Origin of the sequence: Aminobacterium sp. UBA4908, from assembly GCF_002398115.1 — a bacterium.
Classification (GTDB): Bacteria; Synergistota; Synergistia; order Synergistales; family Aminobacteriaceae; genus Aminobacterium; species Aminobacterium mobile.
Genome location: NZ_DHCG01000004.1, coordinates 173,190 through 194,769, shown reverse-complemented (window position 1 = coordinate 194,769; position 21,580 = coordinate 173,190). Strand labels below are relative to the sequence as shown.

The window sequence follows — 21,580 nt, the reverse complement described above, 5'->3', positions numbered from 1 at the left end:
AAAAATCAGGGAGGGATAAGCCCATGTCACAGTTAATAGAGTGTGTGCCCAACTTTAGTGAAGGGCGGAGACAAGATGTAATGGAGGCTATTCTGGCCCCATTGAAAAGTAAAAAGGGATGTTATCTTCTTGATTCCCGCGCCGACGTAGATCACAACCGTTTGGTGGTAAGTCTCGCTGGCCGCCCAGACGCCATCTGTGATGCAGTTCTAAAGGCCGCTAAAATAGCCCGAGACCACATAGACCTTAACGTTCATCATGGGGCTCATCCCCGTATAGGCGCCATAGATGTTATACCATTCACCCCCATATCTGGCATTTCCATGGAGGAATGCGTTGAACTCGCCCATTCTTTTGGGGAGTACTATTACAACGAATTGGGCATCCCAGTCTATTTTTATGAAGAAGCTGCGCTGAAGCCGGAACGAAGGCGTCTGGAAGTGATCCGGAAGGGACAATATGAATCTCTTAAAGCGGATGTAAAAAACCCCGACCGTCATCCCGATATAGGGAAACCTGAGCTTCATCCTACTGCAGGAGCCACTGTTATTGGAGCACGAAAGTTCCTCGTAGCCTTCAATGTCAATCTGAATACCACAGATGTAGAAATTGCAAAATCTATCGCAAGACATCTCAGAGCTTCTTCCGGAGGATTCACAAGCGTCAAAGCCATTGGGCTTGCATTAGAAGAAAAGGGGCTCGTACAGGTGAGTATGAACCTTGTAGATTACGAGAGCACGGCTATGTACCGAGTTTTGGAACTCATTAAGGCAGAAGCTGCCCGATGGGGAGTAACAGTAAATGGCACTGAAGTATATGGCATGGTTCCTTCTGCTGCAATCCTAGAGAGCTCCGCTTATTACATGCAAATCGACGACTTTAAACGAGATCAGGTTTTAGAAATCAAGCTCCTTGAACTTATGGGAAAGGAGGGAGACGCATGATATCTGCTCTCTTCAGAAATGCAGTTATCTACAGCCCTGTAGATAGCCCAGTCCCTCTTTCCGGCGTTACGCAGGGACACGTAACAAGCTATAAAAAAGGGGCTCTTTTCTGTAAGAATGGAATCATCGAAAAAGTAGGGGAGGAAGAAGATGTTCTTCGCCAACTCTCTTCAGACGAGGTTGACATGGAGATAAATTGTGAGGGAAGTTGCCTCATTCCCGGCTTCGTAGATCCCCATACACATATCTGCTTTGCAAATCGTCGGGAACAGGAGTTCTCTCTTCGCATCGCCGGGACTCCCTATCTTGAAATTCTTAAAGCCGGAGGCGGCATTCTTTCTTCTGTACATGCTGTGGAAAAAGCCAGCGAAGATGAACTCTTTGAATCGACCCTCACCCACGTATTGTCCGCCCTGGAGCTAGGAACCACCACCATTGAAATCAAAAGTGGCTACGGCCTCGCTACGGAGACAGAACTCAAAATGCTTCGGGTTATCCAACGAATACGAAAAGAGACACCTCTTGACGTCGCTATTACCTTTATGGGAGCCCATGCGGTACCGAAAGAATATAAAGAAAATCCTGACGAATATGTGCACCTCATGATAGAAGAAATGATTCCAGCCATATCGCAACAGGGAATTGCCGAGTTTTGTGATGTCTTCTGCGAGGAAGGCGTTTTTTCTGTCGGTCAAAGTCGGGCTATTCTTGAAGCAGCCAGAAAATACGGGATGAAGCTTCGTATTCATGCAGATGAGGTTCACGACACAGGAGGAGCAAAACTAGCAGCCGAACTTCCCACAGTTTCAGCAGAACACTTGCTTGCAGCCTCAGAAGAGAACCTAAATGCCATGGCTCATGCAGGAGTCATAGCCAACCTGTTGCCTGCCACTGCCTATAGTCTCCGAAAACCCTACGCTTCCGCTCGACGCATGATAGAACTGGGTGTCCCTGTAGCTCTGGCCACAGATTGCAATCCCGGCTCATGCTTCACAGAGTCTATGCCTTTTGTTTTCGGCCTTGCTGTTATGAATATGCATATGACTGTTGAAGAGGCCCTTGTAGGAACCACTCTCAATGGAGCGTGGTCTTTAGGGATGGAAAAGAAAGTAGGAAGTCTGAGCGTGGGGAAACAAGCCGACTTTCTGCTTCTCGACGGAGAGTCTCCCGCTGTTCTCGCCTATCATGCAGGGGTATCTCCCGTCTTTGCCGTCTACAAAAAAGGCGTTCGAGTAGCGTAAAACGCCTTTAAATCTTGTATATAGGAGGTGTTACATATGGAATTAACAAACAGTCTCATTGCTGAGGCCATGACTATCAAGCTTGAACCAGAGCTTCCGAAATATCCTGATTTTGTTGAAGGCATTCGTAGAGCACCTGATCGTGGCTGGACCCTCTCAAAAAAAGAGACCGCGCTGGCCCTTCGAAATGCTCTTCGATATATACCGGAGGAACTTCACGAAAAGCTCGCTCCAGAGTTTATGAAAGAGCTACAGACACGAGGAAGAATATACGGATATCGTTTCAGGCCTCAAGGACGAATTTATGGCAAGCCCATTCAGGAGTATAAGGGGAAATGTTTGGCTGGGAAAGCTTTCCAGGTTATGATCGACAACAATCTGGATTTTGACGTAGCCTTGTATCCCTACGAGCTGGTTACATATGGCGAAACCGGGCAGGTCTGCCAAAACTGGATGCAATACAGGCTCATAAAAAAATATCTGGAAGAACTTACTGAAGATCAGACTCTTGTTATAGCTTCAGGCCATCCTTTGGGATTTTTTAAATCTAAGCCAGATGCACCGCGAGTCATTATTACCAACGGTCTCTTAGTGGGAATTTTTGACAATCAAGAAGAGTGGCATCGCCTTATGCAACTTGGAGTGACAAACTACGGACAGATGACTGCTGGGGGTTGGATGTACATTGGGCCTCAAGGTATCATTCACGGCACTTTCAACACCATTCTCAATGCTGCCCGCCAAAGATTTGGCGTCGGTCCCCGTGAGAACCTTGCTGGTATTTTGTACGTTACTTCCGGGTTAGGCGGCATGAGCGGCGCTCAACCCAAGGCAGCCGAAATTGCCGGGGCTGTAGCTATCGTTGCCGAAGTCGATTACTCCCGCATTGAAACCCGCCACAAGCAGGGGTGGGTATCCGAGATCACCGATTCTGCCGAGAAGGCTTTCGCCATGGCTCAAAAGGCCCTTGAAGCCAAACGGCCTCTCTCTATTGCCTATTATGGGAACATCGTTACTTTATTGGAGTATGCCGACAAAAATAATATTCACATCCACCTTCTCTCTGATCAAACTTCCTGTCATGCTGTCTACGATGGCGGTTACTGTCCTGCCGATCTTACCTTCGAAGAGCGCACAAAAATGCTTCACGAAAATCAGGAGGAATTTCGCAAGCACGTGGATGCATCTCTGAAGCGCCATTTCGAGGTCATCAAAAGGCTTACCAACAAAGGGCCTTTTTTCTTCGACTACGGCAACTCCTTCATGAAAGCCATTTTTGATGCTGGTGTAAAAGAAATTGCCAAAAATGGGGAGAACACGTACGAAGGATTTATTTGGCCTTCATACGTAGAAGACATTATGGGCCCCATCCTCTTCGATTACGGTTACGGTCCTTTCCGTTGGGTCTGCCTGAGCGGCAAACCTGAGGATCTGCGAGCTACTGACAAGGCTGCCATGGAATGTATCGATCCCAATCGCCGCGGTCAAGATTATGACAACTGGGTCTGGATTCGTGACGCTGAAAAGAACAAGCTCGTAGTAGGAACTCAGGCTCGCATTCTCTATCAAGATGCCGAAGGTCGTACTCGCATCGCCCTGAAATTTAATGAACTTGTTCGGGAAGGTAAAATCGGTCCTGTTATGCTGGGGCGAGATCACCACGATGTATCCGGTACTGATGGCCCCTTCCGCGAAACATCCAATATTAAGGACGGCAGTAACATTTGCGCCGATATGGCCTCCCACTGCTTTGCCGGCAATGCCGCTCGTGGTATGACACTCTGTGCACTCCATAATGGCGGCGGAGTAGGCATCGGCAAGTGTATCAACGGCGGCTTTGGCCTGTTACTGGACGGTCGCCCTGAAACTGACGAAATCATAAAGTCTGCCATGATGTGGGACGTGCTTGGCGGTGTCGCTCGCCGCGCCTGGGGACGCTGCGGACATGCAATAGAAGTAGCGACTCAAGTCAATAAGACACAAAACAATTCCTATCACATTACCCTTCCATACATACCTAACACAAAACTTATAGAACAAACCGTAGAAAACGCCTGGGAAAAACGATAAGACATAAAAAATGCGAAGCGAGGAGAAAAAATTCTTCGCTTCGCTAATTATATTCGCGTTATTTCCTTAAGTTTTTTGTCGCACTCATCGTGCTAAAATTTTCTGAAAGATGACTTTTGCATAGTATTGGGGTGAATTGTGGAATGTATTTGCTTACAGAACAGATTCTGAACGGCCTTGCAACTGGATCCACCTACGCCCTCATCTCTCTTGGTCTCGCATTAGTCTATGGCATTCTCGGCGTTCTTCACGTAGCTCACGCTGGGATTTATATGGCTGGGGCTTATATAGGCGTTGGCATATATACTGTAACAGGAAATATTTTTCTCGCCGCCCTTATCAGTATGATAGCCTGTGGATGCCTCGGCATAGCTATCGAACGATTGGTGTATTTCCCTCTTCTCAAATTTCCTCCCTATGTACCTCTTATCAGCAGTATCGCAATATTTACCGGTATGGAAGAGCTGGTACGTCTCGTCGCCGGTCCTACAGTTCAAACCTATTCTCTAACCCTTCCATTTCCTCACTTTGAGCTAAAGGGGATAGCTATCTCCTCAAACTTAGTAGGGATCTATGTTATTACTGCAGCAGTTTTTCTAATGCTTTGGTATTTTTCAACTCGAACAGAAACAGGACTTGCCATGCGGGCTGCGTCTCAAGATATGGCTGTAGCCAGCTCTTTGGGTATTAATAGCCAGCGAATAGTAGATTTGAGTTTCTTCATAAGTTCAGCCATTGCAGCTCTGGCAGGTATTCTCGTGGGAATTTATTACAATACTGTCTCCCCAGGCATGGGGGCTGTCCCTGCCTATAAAGCCCTAGCTCTTATTGTTGTAGGGGGGTTGGGTTCCGTGCCTGGAGCTGTAGTTGCTTCCCTCGCATTGGGTGTGGCAGAAACTGTTCTTATAGGCTATGCCCATGTGCCTCTTCCCAGAGATGCCCTGGCTTTCATTGCCATGATTATCGTGCTCATGTGGAGACCTCAAGGTCTCTTTGGTCGAAAAGGCTAAGGGGGGACAACTATGAGTTACGCTATTACCATCGCCACTTTTATCGCTATTCAGGCTATTGTAGCCTATGGCCTGAATATCATTGTGGGGTACGCCGGGCAAATATCCCTCGGACACGCTGCTTTTTTTGGCATAGGGGCCTATTCGGCAGCTCTTTTAACCACGAAAGCCGGGCTTTCTTTTTGGGGGGCTCTCCCCTGTGTCATTATTATTTGTGCTGTAGTAGGTATTCTTTGCGGCCTGCCAAGCTTGCGGGTACGAAATGATTTTCTGGCCATTACCACTATTGGAATCAACTTTATAGTAGAGGCTATCTTCCTCTACATCCCTTTTTTCGGTGGGGCTTTAGGTCTTGGCGGCATCCCCAGGGTCGTTTTTTTAGGAGTGAAACTTAAAAGCGGAAGTTATCTTCTTCTCTGCATCTTTATTTTAGGGCTTGTTATTCTTATAAACCGATGGTTTTCCAAACGCTGGATGGGATTAGCGTGTATTGCCCTTCGCGAAGACGAAATTGCAGCATCAAGCATGGGAATCTCTCCCATACGTTTTAAGCTCATAGCTTTTGTTATGGGAACTGTCATCGCCGGGATTGGCGGTTCTCTATACGCTCATCAAATGCACTTTATCGCACCCTCAGATTTTGGATTTCCAGTTTCCGTAATGCTTCTCTCCTTCGTTGTACTTGGCGGAATGGGAACCCTTTGGGGACCTTTGTTGGGAGCTATTATCCTGGGTTCCCTTCCCGAACTCGCTCGACCTTTAGCAGACTATCGAATGCTTCTCTATAGTGTGTTATTACTGCTCATGATCCGATTCCAGCCGCAAGGACTTTTAGGGAAGGGAAGTCTCCTTCTTTCCCTTTTCCCATCCCAAGAGAGGGGAGACCGATGATGGGTCGTCCAATTCTTCTTTCCGTAGAAAACATCTCCAAAAAATTTGGTGGTCTCCAGGCAGTGGATCATGTTTCTTTCCAGATTCATCCTGGAGACATATTAGGACTTATCGGCCCTAACGGAGCAGGGAAAACCACATGTTTTAATATGATTTCAGGCATCTACAAGCCTTCTTCCGGGGAAATTTATTTGGATGGACAACGTATAGATGGTTTACCTCCCCATAGCATTGCGCGTCTCGGCATCGGGCGAACGTTCCAAATTGTAAAACCATTTTCGAACCTTTCCGTCCTAGAAAACATTTTGGTAGCTCTTGGGGTCCAGCATTATGCTTCTCTATTGGATATAACTCATAAATGGCGTCCCCCCTCTGTTGTTGATGAAGGGATGGCTATTCTTAAACGGGTCGGACTGGAGAGCTATGCCTTTAAACAATCGGCAACCCTTCCTCTTGGCGACCTTCGCCGCCTTGAAATCGGGCGGGCACTAGCACTAAACCCCAAATTGCTCCTTTTGGATGAGTCTTTCTCCGGGCTTCGACAGGAACAAATCGTCAAGATGGAAGAGTTTGTTCTTTCACTCGTTTCCCAAGGTGTTTCTATCCTTCTCATTGAACATAACATGAAAGTGGCCATGAAGCTTTGTAATCGTATCGTGGTTTTAGACCACGGGCGATGGCTTACAGAAGGCTCTCCGTCAGACGTTACATTGAATCCAGATGTTATCGAAGCATATTTGGGGAAAGGAGAACTGGATCATGCTGCTGCGCATTGAAAATCTCCATATCACATACGGGCAAGTGGAGGCTGTTCATGGCGTTTCTTTTCATGTAGACAAAGGGGAGCTTGTTTCCATTATCGGAGCCAACGGGGCCGGAAAGACCTCTCTTATGAATGCCATTATGGGCATCGTCCCAGTTCATAGCGGTTCTATTTTCCTCGGTGAAGAGGATATTACATCTCTTGGGGCTCATTTAAGAGCTCGAAAAGGCATCCGACTTGTGCCGGAGAGGGCCCGGGTTTTTCCATCCCTCTCCGTGTATGAAAATCTCCTTACAGGTGTTTACGGAATGAGAGAACACATTGATCTCCAACAACGCCTGAATTGGATCTACTCTCTATTCCCAGTTTTAAAAGAAAGAAATTCTCAAGCTGGAAGCACTCTTTCCGGGGGAGAGCAACAACAACTTTCCATTGCCAGAGCCCTTATATCAAGCCCCGGCATTTTGCTTGTAGATGAAGTATCCATGGGGCTCATGCCTAAGCTTGTCAACACAGTTTTCCAAGTATTACAGCATATTAATAAGGAATTTGGCATCACCATCCTTATTGTGGAACAGAACGCTCTCGCCTCACTTCAGATATCCCATCGAGGATATGTGCTGGAAGCTGGGAACCTCGTCATGGAAGGGACGTCTCAGGAACTCATGAATGACCCAGGAGTTCGGGAAGCCTACCTGGGCATTTGAGTAGGTTACTTAAAAATTTTATTGGAGGTGCTGTTCATGAGATGCAGTCGGTTGGTCAAGGTTTTTGCTTTAGTATGCTGCCTCACCCTTGTATTAAGCGGTATGGCTCTAGCGGAAGAAACCATTAAAATCGGACTTTTAGCTCCCCTCACAGGTCCCGCTGCTGACGACGGTATCAACGTGAAAAACTCTGTCGTCATGGCAGTAGAGAAAGTCAATGCAGAAGGAGGCATCCTCGGGAAACAGATAGAGCTTGTAACCTATGATGATCGCGCCGACCCTAAAGAAGCTGTGGCCCTTGCTCATAAGCTCATTGAGCGCGACAGTGTAATAGGGGTTGTAGGAGGATCTTACAGCTTTCCGAGCAGAGCAGTAGCGCCTATCTTTCAAGAAGAGAAAGTTCCTTTTGTAGCAGCCTATGCCCTTCACCCGGAAGTTACATCGGCTGGAGAATTTTGCTTCCGCGTGGGTATGCTTGGAGACGTGGAAGGACGTGCCTGTGCCTATGTAGCCGTTCATAATTTTAAAGCCAAAACTGTGGCTCTTATTCACGCGGACAACGACTTCGGACGTACCCTCTCAACTGGAACACGAGAATATCTTGAAAAACACGCTCCAGATACAAAAATACTCATAGAACAAGCTTATCCTTTCGCAGAAAAAGATTATAAAGCGTACCTTTCCAAGATCAAGGAAGCCAATCCAGACGTGGTTATCTCCAGTGGTTATTTCTTCCAGGTAGGTCCAATGGTGAAGCAAGCCCGCGAAATGGGCATTACAGCTCCTTTCATCGGTGAGGAAGGCGCCGACTCCCCAGAAATGATTAAAATCGCCGGGGAAGCAGCAGAAGATTTTGTAATTGTCACCAACCTTGATCGAGATGACAAACGAGCTTTTGTTCAGGATTACCTTCGCCAGTACAAAGAACGTTTTGGCGTAGATACATGTATGGTAGGTGCTTCTGCCTATGATGCCTTCATGGTCATTATAAACGGTATTAAAGTGGCAGGAGAGCTGGACACACAGAAAATCAGAGATGCCATTGCCGCCTCTGAACTTGAAGGCCTTACTGGCGTCAGCAAGTTTACAGAACAGGGAGAAGTCATAAAACCCATGGTAGTACAGATTGTAAAGGATTGGGGGTTCCACTATCTTGACACAGTAGACGACCCCGCAGTGCTTGAAAAGTAGGGATCAGAAAAAGAAAAGGCTCCCGGACTTTCTTTCGGGAGCCTTTTCTTTTTTTGTAGAAAACATGAAAAAACGGGCTGCTCTACTCTCGAGAACAATTGGACTCGCTTTTTCTCATTAGGCAGAGACGTTACGTATCATTTGCAAGTCAGTGTTTATGGGCATCGACACGCCGTATGGATTTTTATTTGACAGAAGCCCCTCCTTTGATTATTATTTAAATGGATACGCAAGTGGCTACTTTATAGTTTTTTTGTGAGGGGAGAAAAGTATGTCTCTTGAGCAAAAAAAACACTCGAAAATAAAAGTAGAAGATATGGTTCAACAATATATTGTTGATGAAATCATGTCTCATAACATAAAACCTGGAGAACGCGTTTACGAGACCCAGCTGGCAGAACAACTTGGAGTAAGTCGTACTCCAGTACGTCACGCTATCGGTCGCCTCGTCTCCGAGGGAATTCTTGAAGATCCCCATCGAGAAAAGGGGTATGTTGTTCCTATCCTCACTCCTCAAGACATGAAACACGTATACGTAATGAGAGAACTGCTTGAAGGTGAAGCGGCTTTTGAAGCTGCTCAATCCATATCTCAAAAAGATATTGCGTATCTTAAGGAATTAAACGTAAAAGAAGAACAATCTTTTAAAAATAGCGATCGTAAGGCGTATACAGCTATCAATAAAGAACTTCACAGCAAAATTGTTCAAATGAGTGGGAATCTTTATTTACAACGTTTTTTCCGACAAGTTTTTTGGAAGTCCCAACTCTATACATTCTACCTTTCTAGTTTTTACTCAAGCTCCACCGAGATTTTCCCTCTTTCTTCCCAAAAACCTTTAAGTTACCTCGAACATGCTCGTGTTATTCATGCTATTGCATCAAGGGATCCTGAAAAAGCTCGCCAAGAAATGATCACCCATATACGAATGAGCTACAAAGAAAGATTTGTTGACATTGGACATTTCTTCGAATCATAGAAACTTCTCATAACACATAAAATAAGAATAAGGGATTTTTTTAAAATTAAAAAATGGATACTTTGAAGGACTCAGAAAATTTCACCAATAGTAATGGAGGGGGCGCGTTGAATATGTTGCGAAGTACCAAAGATGTTGTTGATGGACTCGACCATGCCGGTAACAGAAGCCATCTTAAGTGCATTGGTCTCTTAGAAGAAGATCTGCACAAACCTTTTATAGGTGTTATTAATACATTCAATGAAATGCATCCCGGGCATAAACATCTCCGGGAAATTTCAGAGGCGGTTAAACGGGGGGTCTACACCGCAGGTGGTATTCCCTTTGAAGTTAACACTATTTCTATTTGCGATGGAATTACCCAGAGTAACTTTGGAATGTGTTATGTTCTCCCAAGCCGCGAGATTATAGCCGATTCTGTCGAAGTCATTGCAGAAGCGCAAAGACTTGATGGCCTCGTGTTAATCGCCTCTTGCGATAAAATTGTGCCTGCCATGATGATGGCAGCTGGCCGTTTGAACCTTCCCACTGTTATTGTTACTGGTGGGCCTATGTTAGCGGGCAAATTCCAGGGTAAAGATGTTGCTATTTACGAAATACGCGAAGCTGGGGCGAAAGTAAAGCAGGGACTTCTCTCCGAATTAGAGTTCAAAGAGTTTGAAAATAATGTATGCCCCACTTCCGGTTCATGCTCCATGATGGGAACTGCAAACACTATGTCATGTCTCACAGAAGTCATAGGTCTCTCTGTCCCGGGTTCGACAACAACTCCCGCAGTGTACTCTAAAAAACTTCGTCAAGCCAAGCTGAGTGGGGAAATTGTTGTAGACCTCGTGAAAAAAAATATTCGCCCTCGAGATATTGTAACCCAGGACTCCATTGAGAATGCAGTTATTGTAAATATGGCTATTGGCGGGTCTACAAACTCTGTTTTACATCTTCCTGCTATTGCTCAAGAATTTGGTCTCCACCTTGATTCCGACGACTTCGAGCGCCTTTGTAAAAAAACTCCTCATCTCGTAAACGTAAAACCGTCAGGATATTACTCCCTCGAGGATTTCGATTTTGCCGGTGGAATTCCTGCTGTCATAAAAGAACTTGGGGAATCGCACCTTCACCTTAGTGCCCAAACTATCATGGGTGAATCGTGGAAAACGCTATGTAAAGATGCAAAAATAACAAATACGGATGTGATCCGAACCCTCGAAACAGCTCTTCACAAAGAAGGGAGCCTTGCCATACTGAAAGGAAACCTTGCTCCTGAAGGCTCCGTAATAAAACAAACAGCCGTTTCAGACAAAATGAAAAAACATACTGGACCAGCCAAAGTTTTTGATTCCCAGGAAGACGCTATCACTGCAATGCTCAATGGTGACATAAAAGAAGGAGATGTTGTCGTTATCCGTTACGAAGGACCCAAAGGTGGTCCTGGGATGCGAGAGATGCTCGGAGCAACCGCTATTTTAATGGGAGCAGGTCTCGGAGAGAGCACCGCTCTTGTTACCGACGGTAGATTTTCCGGCTGTACTCATGGACCATGCGTAGGGCATGTGGCCCCTGAAGCAGCCAAGGGTGGAGCAATCGCCTTGGTTCACGACGGAGACATGATCACTATTGACATTCCAAATCGTTCCTTAGAGTTACACGTCTCCGAAGAAGAGCTAGCAGAAAGGAAAAAGAACTGGAAACCCATTCCCTGCAAAGTAGACAGCAAATACTTACGTCGATACAGCAGAGAAGTTGAGAGTGTCTGGAAGGGTGCCATCCTGCGGGATGAGGCATAACCCAGAAAAGATATAAACACAGCATTTTTTACAATTAAGGGGGATTCAGGTATGAAAAAACGTTTTTCTTTATCCATTGTTATGTGCTTTATCGCTGTATTCGTTTTCTGTCTTGGCTTTTCCAACCAAGCACTAGCCAAGGAAGGTTGGCCCAAAACCACTGTCAACATTATTGTAGGGTACAACCCTGGCGGTTCCACAGATACGTTTGCCCGCCTTCTCGCCAAACATCTTGAGCCTGTTTTCGGTCATCCTGTAGTGGTTCAGAACGTCCCTGGCGGCGGCGGCGCTGTGGGGTATGTCAAAACTATGACAAGTAAACCAGATGGCTATACCGTTGTCGTTTCCAACGGTTCCCTTCTCACCTTAGGTGGCATTGGGAATGTAGACTTTCAGTATAGCGATTTTACGAACTTAGGACGTGTCATTGTTGAAGACGAAACCATTTGCGTAGGAAAAGACGCTCCCTGGAACAACGTTGCAGAGCTCATTGCCTATTCAAAAGAGAACCCCGGTAAGCTTCGTATCGGATTTGCTGGAATTGGCGGATTTACCTATCTTGCCGCTAACCAGTTCATCAAAACGGCTGGGATCGAGATTGACGGAATCGGATATTCCAGCGGAGCAGAAGCAGTCGCAGGTCTCCTTGGCGGTTTCGTCGATGTTATTGTTCAGCAACCTGGAGAAATTTTCTCTCACTGGCAGGGCGGTGAAGTAAAGATTCTCGGCACCATGGGTGAGGTTCGCCACGTACTCTTCCCAGATGTTATGACATGCGAAGAGCAGGGTTTGAATCTGAAACTTTTCCAGTGGCGAGGAATTTCTGGTCCTAAAAATATGCCTGAAGATATCAAAGCCGCATGGATAGACGCTCTCGACAAAGTGCAGCAGTCTGAAGCATTTAGAAAAGACATCACCGAGATCCTTTGCGCTGGAACAAGCTTCATAGGTGGGGATGATTTCGAAGACTGGCTCAAGAAAGAAGCAGACTGGATTTATCCTCTCATTGATGAGCTCGGTTTAAAACAGAAATAGAATAGCACTTTTCAAGGGGCGACCCTCTCTTAACCTATCTAAGGCTCGCCCCTTTTTTAGAACCAAGGAGGAATGTAATTATGCGTAAGGCCGATATAGCAACATCCCTTACCATGATATGTGTATCTGGCTTTTTTCTAATCCAAACAACAAAAATCAAAGATGCTTCTGGAGCTATACTTGGTCCTCGTTTTTTCCCATATGTAGTTCTTACAGGCATAATTTTGCTCTCCCTTCTGGTGCTTTTTTATTCCTGTAGGAAAGAGAAAGCTTCTTCCGAAGAGACTACATTGGATCTTCAGGGGAGAGCTAAGGTATTTGTTACGCTTCTTATCGCTTTCATCTACGTTGCACTTTTAGAGAAGCTCGGATTTGTGTTTGCTTCCGTTCTGTTTATGAGCGCTTTGGGGCTTTTCTTTTATGGAAAATTTGACAAGAAGAAAGTATTAAATATCTTTCTCTTTTCCGCTGTCGCTCCAGTGGCTCTGTTCTTTCTCTTCACAAAATTTTTCCACACATTACTTCCATAAGGAAGCGGGGGGATATAAAAAATGACGGCACTTATTCAGGGCCTTATTGGTGCCTTTCAACCAGAAGCAATTCTTTTTACTGCAGCAGGGACTATCCTTGGCATTATTTTCGGAGCACTGCCGGGGTTAACTTCCACTATGGCCGTAGCGCTACTGATCCCTGTAACATTCGGGCTCTCTCCTGTGGCTGGGATGGGCATGCTTATGGGGGCTTTTTGCGGTGGGACAGCCGGAGGATCCATTTCTTCCACTCTCCTTCGCATTCCTGGGACACCGGCTTCCATTTGCACAACTTTCGATGCGTATCCCATGGCCCAAAAAGGGCAAGCGGGGCTGGCATTGGGGACATCCCTTCTCGTCTCCCTCATCGGAGGTCTTTTCAGCGCGGGAATCCTCATGTTTATTGCTCCTAAACTAGCCCGTTTTGCTCTCGGATTCGGACCAACAGAGTACTTTTCTCTTGCAGTACTTGGTCTTACCGTTATTGCCAGCGTCTCCTCTAAATCTCTTCTCAAAGGGGTTATCGCCGGGTTTATTGGCGTTTTTATCTCATTTATTGGGACAGATCCTGTTACAGGAATGGTACGTTATAGTTTCGGAATTCCTAATCTTCTCAGCGGCCTCAATCTTTTGCCGGTTCTTATTGGACTTTTCGCCGTGTCAAAAGCGCTGGAAGACGCTGAAACCATTGGAAGTTCTGTTAAACTAACGAGCAATAAGGGACTCAAGGGAGAGTTCCCCTCTTTTGTTACCCTTCTGGAAAGGAAATGGATCATTCTCTCTTCTGCTGTTATTGGGACAATTGTAGGAATTTTGCCCGGCGCTGGTTGTAGCATTGCTTCCTTTGTATCTTACGATCAGGCCAAGCGGCTCTCTAAAACTCCAGAGGAATTTGGGAAGGGCTGTATAGATGGTGTTATTGCTTCAGAAACAAGCAACAATGCGGTAACAGGGGGAGCCCTTGTGCCCATGCTCACTCTCGGCATTCCCGGAGACTCTACTACTGCTGTTATGCTTGGAGGCCTTCTTATTCACGGACTTCGCCCTGGCCCTTTGCTTTTTAAAGATACCCCTGAAATTATTTATGGCATTTTTGCTATGTTGCTATTGGCCAACGTATTCATGTTTGCCTTCCAATATTTCGGGATCAGGCTCTTCGTAAAAATGCTCAAAATACCCAGATACATGTTGACACCCTTTATCCTTGTAATGTGCACTATAGGTGCGTACGGTGTTGGCGGAAGTTTATTCGATGTATTTGTCATGATGGTCTTTGGTGTAATTGGATATATCTTTAATAAATTGCATTATGGTGTGGCCCCTGTGGTACTTGGTTTCATTCTTGGTGGTATGGCAGAAACTCACTTTAGACGAGCATTTTTTATGTACAGAGGAGATCTGGGTGTTTTTGTAACCCGCCCTGTAACCCTTCTTTTACTCGTCCTGAGTCTGTTGTTGATAGCCATTCCAATTATCAGGAATCATAAGCAGAGCAAGAAAAACTTGACTGCTGCATAAAAAGTTAGATTTACGAAGGAGTGGTTTTATTATGGACCTGGGACTTGAATCGAAAGTTGTCATCGTCACAGGAGGTGCCAGCGGCTTAGGCAAGGCCATGGTAGAGGCCTTTGCAGAAGAAGGAGCCACTGTAGTTATTGCAGATGTAAACAAAGCAGATGGCCTTCAGTTTGCCAGCGATCTCTCATCTCAAGGGAAACAGGCAGATTTCCTTTTTCTCGACGTCAGCGATGCAGAGCAGGTAAATACTGCTATCGATTCCGTGTTCAAAAAATATGGGAAAATAGATGTCCTCTGCAACAATGCCGGTATTAACGTTAGGAAGTTTGCTCTCGACATATCTCCTGAAGAGTGGCAAAAAGTCATTAATGTGAACCTTTCCGGGATGTTTTATTGCGCACAAGCTGTAGGCCGGGTTATGGTTCAGCAAAAATCAGGGAAAATCATTAATACCGCTTCTGTTTCTGCTGTAAGAGGACACCTGAAACGAGCACCTTACGCCAGCGCCAAAGGCGGAGTGTATCAAATGACCAAAGTGCTCGCCCATGAGTGGGGGCAATATAACGTAAATGTCAACGCTATTGGACCTGGTTTTGTTGAAACTCCGCTCACATCGAAACTGATCAATGGACCTGGCGTTCGAGAAGAAATGACTTCAAAAATTCCCATGAAACGTCTTGGGAAAACGGAAGATATTGTTGGCCCTGTTCTTTTCCTCGCCTCCGACTGTTCAAGCTATATTACAGGCCAACTTATCCTCATTGATGGCGGACGAACCATCGATTAGATTTTTTAGCAGAAAGGAAGCCTATTATGAGCACTGTATTAATATATGACCCTATATCTGAAGATGGACTCAACATTCTTCGAAAAGCTGGTCACACCCTTATTACACGGCAAGAACTCAACGAAAAGAATAAAGACTCTATTGAAGGGCTTGTTATCCGAACATCCCCTTTGAAAGGAGACTTCCTTTCTCAACTTCCACATCTTAAAGTTATTGGTCGTCATGGTGTAGGAGTTGATAACATCGATCTCGACTACGCTACAAAAGCAGGCATTATTGTGGGAAACACCCCTTATGCCAATGCTGTATCTGTAGCAGAACATGTTCTTGGTATGATGCTCTATTTCATTAAAAAATATACTCTGAGCGACTCCCTTATCAGAGAGGGGAAATTTAGAGAAAGAGACCATATAGGGCTCTCAGAGCTAAATGGGAAAACCCTTGGCATTATTGGTTTTGGAAAGGTCGGCAAGGCCGTGTATCGTATCGCCCATGATGGTTTTGCAATGAATGTTGTCATCTATGATCCATACATAGAGATGCCCAAGGATGTTCATAGCATTGAAAAACTCGAAGAGCTTCTGAAGAGTTCTGATTTCGTAACAATTCATACCCCTCTCACAGAAGAAACACATTGCATGATCGACACAAAAGAGCTCTCTCTTATGAAAAAAGGCGCTATCCTCATCAACGCAGCTCGTGGCCCTGTCATTAATGTAGACGCTGTAGCTCAATCTCTTCGTGATGGACATCTTGGGGGATTAGCAGTAGACGTTTTCCCAGAGGAACCACCTCGTCCCGATTCCTCCATCCTCACAGCTCCTCATGTTCTTATGACACCTCACAGCGCAGCTTTAACGTATGAAGCCATCTATAGGATGGCGACAGGTGCTGCAGAAGCCGTTGTTCGCGTGTTAAATGGAGAAAAACCAGATTATATTGTCAACCCGGAAGTTTTAAAGGAGGGGAAGAAATAAAATGACACACTACCAAACAGAGAACTGGTGGACAAGCCCGTTCAACGAAGAATATCGTCAAACATTGGCTCTACCTGAGCATGTTCAAATTCATGACGCAACCCTTCGAGATGGGGAGCAAACTCCAGGAGTTGTCTTCACTCCTGAAGACAAGCTGAAGATCGCTCGTATTCTTGCCAATATGGGTGTTGAACGTATTGAAGCCGGTATGCCTGCCGTATCCGAGGCAGATAAGGAAGCCATTAAATCTATTGTAAAAGACAATCTTCCAGCAAAAATATTCACATTTGCCCGAGCTATGGTCAAAGATATAGAGATGGCTACGGAATGTGGGGCTCATGGAGTCGTCATTGAGGTTCCTATAGGAAAGCCCAAGCTTCTCTATCAATTTGGCTGGACATGGGAAGACGTGGCAAAAAAAACGAAAGAAGCAGTCAAAGCATCGAAAGATGCTGGCTTATATACGGTGCTTTTCCCTTACGATACAACCCGAGCTGATTGGGAAGATCTTAAGAACCTTCTAGGCTCCGTTTGCGACTATTGTGCTCCCGACAGTGTGGGAGTTGTTGACACTACAGGATGTATCCTTCCAGGAGCCATGTTCCAACTTGTACGCAGGGTCAAAAACCTTACCGGACTTTCTGTTGAAGTCCACACACATAACGATTTTGGCATGGCCCTAGCCAACAGCCTCGCTGCTGTGGAAGGAGGAGCAGACGTTATCCACACATGCTTGAATAGTTTAGGCGAACGTACTGGAAACACATCCCTTTTCCAGGTGCTCATGGCACTAAAAGTTATGTTTAATATGGACTACGGCACAGACTTTGGAGCCTTCAAAAAAATTGCCGATGAAATATCTGCTATGTGCAACGTCCCTCTTGCAGGGAATGAACCTATTATTGGCGATCGCATCTTCACCAGAGAATCTGGCATCGGCATTGAGATGTTGAGAGAAAAACCTCTTGCCATGTTCTCTCTGAATCCGGAATTTGTGGGAAATGAGCCTCAGATAGTACTTGGGAAGAAGAGCGGCGTCAAATCTGTTGAAGTCAATCTTGAGAAACTCGGTATAAAAGCAACAGAAGACCAGATGCGGAATATTCTTGCTGGAGTTAAGGATTTTGGCATAAAGAACCGTCGCCTTCTTACAGACGAAGAGTTCAAAGCTATCGCATCAAAAGAATTGCAATAGGGAAACACAAAAGCACCACACCTCCCAATACACGCTAGAACAAGAGCTGTCTTGCAAGACAGCTCTTGTTCTATATTTATAATTCAATTCTATATGATAAGAAATTCCAAATTACAGTACATAACTCCCCCAAAAAATAAGGAAGAGAAGCAATTTAAAGTTGCTGCCAAAAACTCACATAATAAACATATGAATAACACTCATGGCGATATTGACTACTACTCCCTTTTCACTTAATATGAGTCCTTGGAATAATGCATATTACTTAAACAAATAGACTAAGGAGGACACACCGTGAAAAAAGTACTTGCAGCCCTTTTATTCGCCTGTCTTGTTATGTTTTCTGGCCCCATGGCTTTTGCCAGTGCCGATAAGACCTTGGCTGGACAGACTATCAGTATTTTTATTGCAGCTACCGGTATTGATGAAATTATGGCAGAGTTTACTAAAGATACTGGCATTAAGGTAAACTACCTAAACATGTCTTCTGGCGAAGTGCTCACTCGTCTGAGAGCCGCTAAAGGCAAAATTCTTGCTGATGCCTGGTTTAGTGGTGGGGTCGATAGCTACGTGGAAGCAGCACGGGAGGGGTTCCTCGAACCTTATATATCCCCAGAATCAGAAAAAATCCCTGCGGAATATAAGGATCCCGACGGATATTGGACTGGTTTATCTGTATGCGCAGTGGATTTTCTTATTAATAAAGACGTTATGAAAGAAAAAGGACTCCCTATGCCAAAGAGCTGGGCAGACCTTGGGAAACCAGAGTATAAAGGGGAGATTCTTATGAGCAATCCTGCTATCTCCGGTACAAATTACTCTGTCCTTTTTCACCTTATTCAAATTTTTGGAGAGGAACAAGGTTGGGAGTACATCAATAAACTCGACTCTAACATCCCCTTTTATACTAAAAGAGGAGCTGCCCCTCCTAATAAAGCTTCTCTTGGAGAAGTCGCCATTGGCATCGATCCCTATGACTGTGGCGTAAAGCTTATTGAACAAGGGTACCCTGTAGTATCAGTTTTTCCAGAAGAAGGAACACCTGGCTTTATTTCACCCATTGCTATCATGAAGGGCGCAAAAAATATGGAAGCAGCTAAAGCTTTCGTCGACTGGTGTCTTTCAAAGCGAGGACAAGAAGTCCAAATGGCTCACACTGCCAAAGTTGGGACAAGACCTGACGCAGATGTCCCAGAATATTTGCGGGGGCTTAAAGAGGCCAAGATTGTTGTTGTCGATGCTGTAAAGTCCGGTGAAATGAGAAAGAGCATCATTGAAAGGTGGCAGAAGCAATTTGGCAGTAAAGCGGAACAGTAAACTTTGCGGGGCATCTTTTGATGCCCCCTTTTGTCTTTATCTTTTTTTGGCCGTTAATGTTTTTATCTTCATTCTCTGGCCCACTTTAGCTGTATTGAAAGAGAGCGTTTTTGTTCATGGTGTTTTCAGCCTTGAACACTACAGAGATCTTTTTACTATCAATCAGTTTCTTGTGCGTAACAGCCTTTTTGTAGGACTATGGACTACTTTTTTCGCCCTCTTTATCGGCCTTTGCTGTGCTCTTTATGTTACCCATTCAAAAAATAAGGGTAAAAAGGTAGTGCTTGCGGTTCTGCTTCTTTCTCTTATTTCTCCCCCTTTCGTATCGTCATTGGCATATATCATGCTTTTTGGCCGACGTGGGCTCGTTACATGGAAACTGCTGGGCTTTCATTGGAGTCCTTATGGCCCCCATGGCGTTATTCTCATTGAATCTATTAGTTTTGCCACCATTGCTGCCTTCCTAATTATTGCTGTTCTTCGGGGAGTTGATCGAAGTCTGGAACAGGCTTCTCTTGACTTGGGGGCCAGCCGTTGGCATACTCTTTGGCACATTACCCTTCCTTTAGCAAAGCCCGGAATTATCACGGCAGCTCTTATTGTTTTTATTCGTTCCCTTTCTGACTTTGGAACTCCTATGTTCATTGGTGGGAATTATAATGTTTTAGCTACGCAAGCATATATGACTGCCATCGGGAGCTACGATTTCCCGAAAGCCTCTGCTATTTCCACGCTTCTTTTAATCCCTGCTTTCATCGTCTTCCTTCTGTACAGAAAAATCCTGGGAAAAGTTCCCATGTTTTCTCCAAAAACAGCAAGCGTAGATGAAGACTTACTTGGATTGCCTTTATGGGTCAACTGTATAGTCTTTATTGGTACATGGGGATTTGTTTTCTTTGAACTTATGAAGTATGGAACTATTTTCTGTGGTGCTTTTACAAAAACCTGGGGAGTGAACTTTTCTTTCACCCTTCAGCATATAAAAATCTTGAAGCTCGCCAAACTCAGCAGCCTTATTCGCAGCATCCAATACTCTGTAATAGCAGCGCTGACAGCAGGCATTATGGGAGTCCTTCTCGCCTGGTTTTTAGGAAGAAAGAATAGGCCTATGGCAAGAGTCATTGATTTCATCGCCGACCTCCCTTTTATTTTACCGGGTCCATTTTTCGGGATTGCCTACCTTCTCGCCTTTAACTGGTTACCAGAGTTTTTTCTAGGAACTGGCTTCCTTGTTATCACGAACTGTATTTACCGCCAGTTGACTCTGGGCATAAAAAGTGGAATTTCTGTGCTCAATCAAATCAACACAGAGCTTGAAGATGCCGTGAAAGACCAGGGTGGAAACGATATTTACGTGTTAAAAGATGTTATTCTGCCTCTCTTAAAATCTACTTTTTTGGTAAGTTTCATTAACACCTTTACTTTTACTATGACTACTATTGGTGGCATTATTTTCTTAATTACCCCTTATACAAAAGTTGCCACCGTCGAAATGTTCGATGCCATACAACAAGGGGATATAGGAGTAGGGTCTGTTATGGCCTCCGTTATTATTATTGTGGTAATGATCATTAACGCTGCTTTCTCTTATGTTTTGCTTCACAAGGGAAAGAATTCGTCTAAAAAAGTGAGGAGAAACCATGTACCTTCAATTGAAGCGACTCGATAAAAAATTTGGGCACCTTTATGCTGTGCACAATTTTTCTATTGATATAGAAGAAGGGGAACTTGTAGCTCTTCTTGGTCCAAGTGGCTGTGGAAAAACCACAACGCTCCGCATGGTGGGAGGGTTTCTTAAGCCAGACAATGGACACATTATTCTCGAAGGGGACGATATTACAGCTCTTCCTCCGGAAAAACGACCAACAGCTACTGTTTTTCAAAGCTATGCTCTTTTCCCTCATATGACAGTACTTGAAAATGTAATATACGGACTTAAGTTTCGAAAAATTCCCCGGGAAAAAGCCTGTACTATGGGAATGGAGATGCTCGAGAAAGTAGGACTCCCTCTCTCCGGCTCAAAAACAATCGGTCAATTAAGCGGAGGAGAGCAGCAACGAGTCGCTCTTGCCAGAGCTCTTGTAACAAGACCTAAAGTTCTTCTTCTTGACGAACCTCTCAGCAATCTTGACGCGAAGCTTCGGGTACGTATGAGGCGCGAAATTTGCCAGATTCAAAGTAGTTTAGGAATTACAACCCTTTACGTTACCCACGATCAGGAAGAGGCCCTAGCTCTCTCCCATAGGATTGTCGTTATGGAAAAAGGACAAATCATACAAATTGGGCCCCCTCAAGACATCTATAGGCGCGCAGAAAACTCCTTCGTCGCCGATTTTATTGGACGAAGCAACATCATAACCCTCAAGGGGGGAGAGAAAGTAGCCATTCACCCAGAAGATCTTTCTTTCTCTTATGAGAAAGGCATCCTTTCAGGATATATTAGCGGGCGCCAGTTTAAAGGTGCCATAACAACCTATTTTGTGGACGTAAGTGGGCAAACCATTGAAGTAGATATTTTAAGCCGGAAAGATCGCCAGAGGAGTGACGGGGAAAAAGTAGAGATTTCTTTCAATAAAGGCAGCGAAATGCCTCTCACAAGAGATTAACCGCGTTCTTCCTCATGCTATTATCTGTAATTCCT

19 protein-coding genes are annotated in these 21,580 nt (G+C 45.0%); all 19 read left to right on the top strand.

Annotation, left to right across the window (positions count from 1 at the left end):
- The first annotated feature begins 23 nt into the window (after window positions 1-23).
- The 19 genes from ftcD to B4J50_RS05460 all read left to right on the top strand — a co-directional run bounded on the left by ftcD (window position 24) and on the right by B4J50_RS05460 (window position 21,545).
- Window positions 24-944, top strand: a complete 921-nt coding sequence (ftcD, locus tag B4J50_RS05550; protein WP_286847699.1) for a glutamate formimidoyltransferase — start codon at window positions 24-26, stop codon at window positions 942-944.
- The gene (gene hutI, locus B4J50_RS05545) at window positions 941-2,185 is read left to right on the top strand and encodes an imidazolonepropionase (RefSeq protein ID WP_286847700.1); all 1,245 of its coding nucleotides are present in this window, start codon (window positions 941-943) and stop codon (window positions 2,183-2,185) included. The genes ftcD and hutI overlap by 4 nt, the downstream gene beginning before the upstream one ends.
- Window positions 2,186-2,221: 36 nt before the next feature.
- On the top strand, window positions 2,222-4,255 hold the full coding sequence (locus B4J50_RS05540; protein WP_286847701.1) for a urocanate hydratase: 2,034 nt from the start codon (window positions 2,222-2,224) through the stop codon (window positions 4,253-4,255).
- Between the two features lie 143 nt (window positions 4,256-4,398).
- Window positions 4,399-5,265: a branched-chain amino acid ABC transporter permease gene (locus tag B4J50_RS05535; RefSeq protein WP_286847702.1), complete on the top strand. Its 867-nt coding sequence runs from the start codon at window positions 4,399-4,401 to the stop codon at window positions 5,263-5,265.
- 12 nt (window positions 5,266-5,277) lie between these two features.
- A complete protein-coding gene (locus B4J50_RS05530; protein WP_286847703.1) occupies window positions 5,278-6,156 on the top strand; it encodes a branched-chain amino acid ABC transporter permease in 879 nt (292 codons plus the stop codon).
- Window positions 6,153-6,932 carry an ABC transporter ATP-binding protein gene (locus tag B4J50_RS05525; protein ID WP_286953979.1) on the top strand — a complete coding sequence of 260 codons (780 nt, stop codon included), beginning with the start codon at window positions 6,153-6,155 and terminating at the stop codon, window positions 6,930-6,932. The genes B4J50_RS05530 and B4J50_RS05525 overlap by 4 nt, the downstream gene beginning before the upstream one ends.
- The gene (locus B4J50_RS05520; RefSeq protein ID WP_024821312.1) at window positions 6,916-7,626 is read left to right on the top strand and encodes an ABC transporter ATP-binding protein; all 711 of its coding nucleotides are present in this window, start codon (window positions 6,916-6,918) and stop codon (window positions 7,624-7,626) included. The genes B4J50_RS05525 and B4J50_RS05520 overlap by 17 nt, the downstream gene beginning before the upstream one ends.
- 36 nt (window positions 7,627-7,662) lie before the next feature.
- Window positions 7,663-8,817 carry an ABC transporter substrate-binding protein gene (locus B4J50_RS05515; protein ID WP_024821311.1) on the top strand — a complete coding sequence of 385 codons (1,155 nt, stop codon included), beginning with the start codon at window positions 7,663-7,665 and terminating at the stop codon, window positions 8,815-8,817.
- Between the two features lie 271 nt (window positions 8,818-9,088).
- The gene (locus B4J50_RS05510) at window positions 9,089-9,796 is read left to right on the top strand and encodes a GntR family transcriptional regulator (RefSeq protein ID WP_024821310.1); all 708 of its coding nucleotides are present in this window, start codon (window positions 9,089-9,091) and stop codon (window positions 9,794-9,796) included.
- Window positions 9,797-9,909: 113 nt separating this feature from the next.
- The gene (ilvD, locus tag B4J50_RS05505) at window positions 9,910-11,580 is read left to right on the top strand and encodes a dihydroxy-acid dehydratase (RefSeq protein ID WP_286847705.1); all 1,671 of its coding nucleotides are present in this window, start codon (window positions 9,910-9,912) and stop codon (window positions 11,578-11,580) included.
- Between the two features lie 51 nt (window positions 11,581-11,631).
- On the top strand, window positions 11,632-12,615 hold the full coding sequence (locus B4J50_RS05500; protein ID WP_286847706.1) for a Bug family tripartite tricarboxylate transporter substrate binding protein: 984 nt from the start codon (window positions 11,632-11,634) through the stop codon (window positions 12,613-12,615).
- 80 nt (window positions 12,616-12,695) lie between these two features.
- A complete protein-coding gene (locus tag B4J50_RS05495) occupies window positions 12,696-13,145 on the top strand; it encodes a tripartite tricarboxylate transporter TctB family protein (protein WP_286847707.1) in 450 nt (149 codons plus the stop codon).
- Window positions 13,146-13,166: 21 nt separating this feature from the next.
- Window positions 13,167-14,663 (top strand): tripartite tricarboxylate transporter permease, encoded by a 1,497-nt coding sequence (locus tag B4J50_RS05490; protein WP_286847708.1) that lies wholly within the window; start codon window positions 13,167-13,169, stop codon window positions 14,661-14,663.
- A 31-nt stretch (window positions 14,664-14,694) separates the two neighbouring features.
- A complete protein-coding gene (locus B4J50_RS05485; RefSeq protein ID WP_286847709.1) occupies window positions 14,695-15,450 on the top strand; it encodes an SDR family NAD(P)-dependent oxidoreductase in 756 nt (251 codons plus the stop codon).
- 26 nt (window positions 15,451-15,476) lie between these two features.
- Window positions 15,477-16,427 (top strand): hydroxyacid dehydrogenase, encoded by a 951-nt coding sequence (locus tag B4J50_RS05480; protein ID WP_286847710.1) that lies wholly within the window; start codon window positions 15,477-15,479, stop codon window positions 16,425-16,427.
- A 1-nt stretch (window position 16,428) separates the two neighbouring features.
- The gene (locus B4J50_RS05475; RefSeq protein WP_286847711.1) at window positions 16,429-17,622 is read left to right on the top strand and encodes a homocitrate synthase/isopropylmalate synthase family protein; all 1,194 of its coding nucleotides are present in this window, start codon (window positions 16,429-16,431) and stop codon (window positions 17,620-17,622) included.
- A gap of 294 nt (window positions 17,623-17,916) precedes the next feature.
- Window positions 17,917-18,939: an ABC transporter substrate-binding protein gene (locus tag B4J50_RS05470; RefSeq protein WP_286953977.1), complete on the top strand. Its 1,023-nt coding sequence runs from the start codon at window positions 17,917-17,919 to the stop codon at window positions 18,937-18,939.
- Window positions 18,917-20,608, top strand: a complete 1,692-nt coding sequence (locus B4J50_RS05465; RefSeq protein WP_286953975.1) for an ABC transporter permease — start codon at window positions 18,917-18,919, stop codon at window positions 20,606-20,608. The genes B4J50_RS05470 and B4J50_RS05465 overlap by 23 nt, the downstream gene beginning before the upstream one ends.
- On the top strand, window positions 20,580-21,545 hold the full coding sequence (locus B4J50_RS05460) for an ABC transporter ATP-binding protein (RefSeq protein ID WP_286847714.1): 966 nt from the start codon (window positions 20,580-20,582) through the stop codon (window positions 21,543-21,545). The genes B4J50_RS05465 and B4J50_RS05460 overlap by 29 nt, the downstream gene beginning before the upstream one ends.
- The last annotated feature ends 35 nt before the right edge of the window (window positions 21,546-21,580 follow it).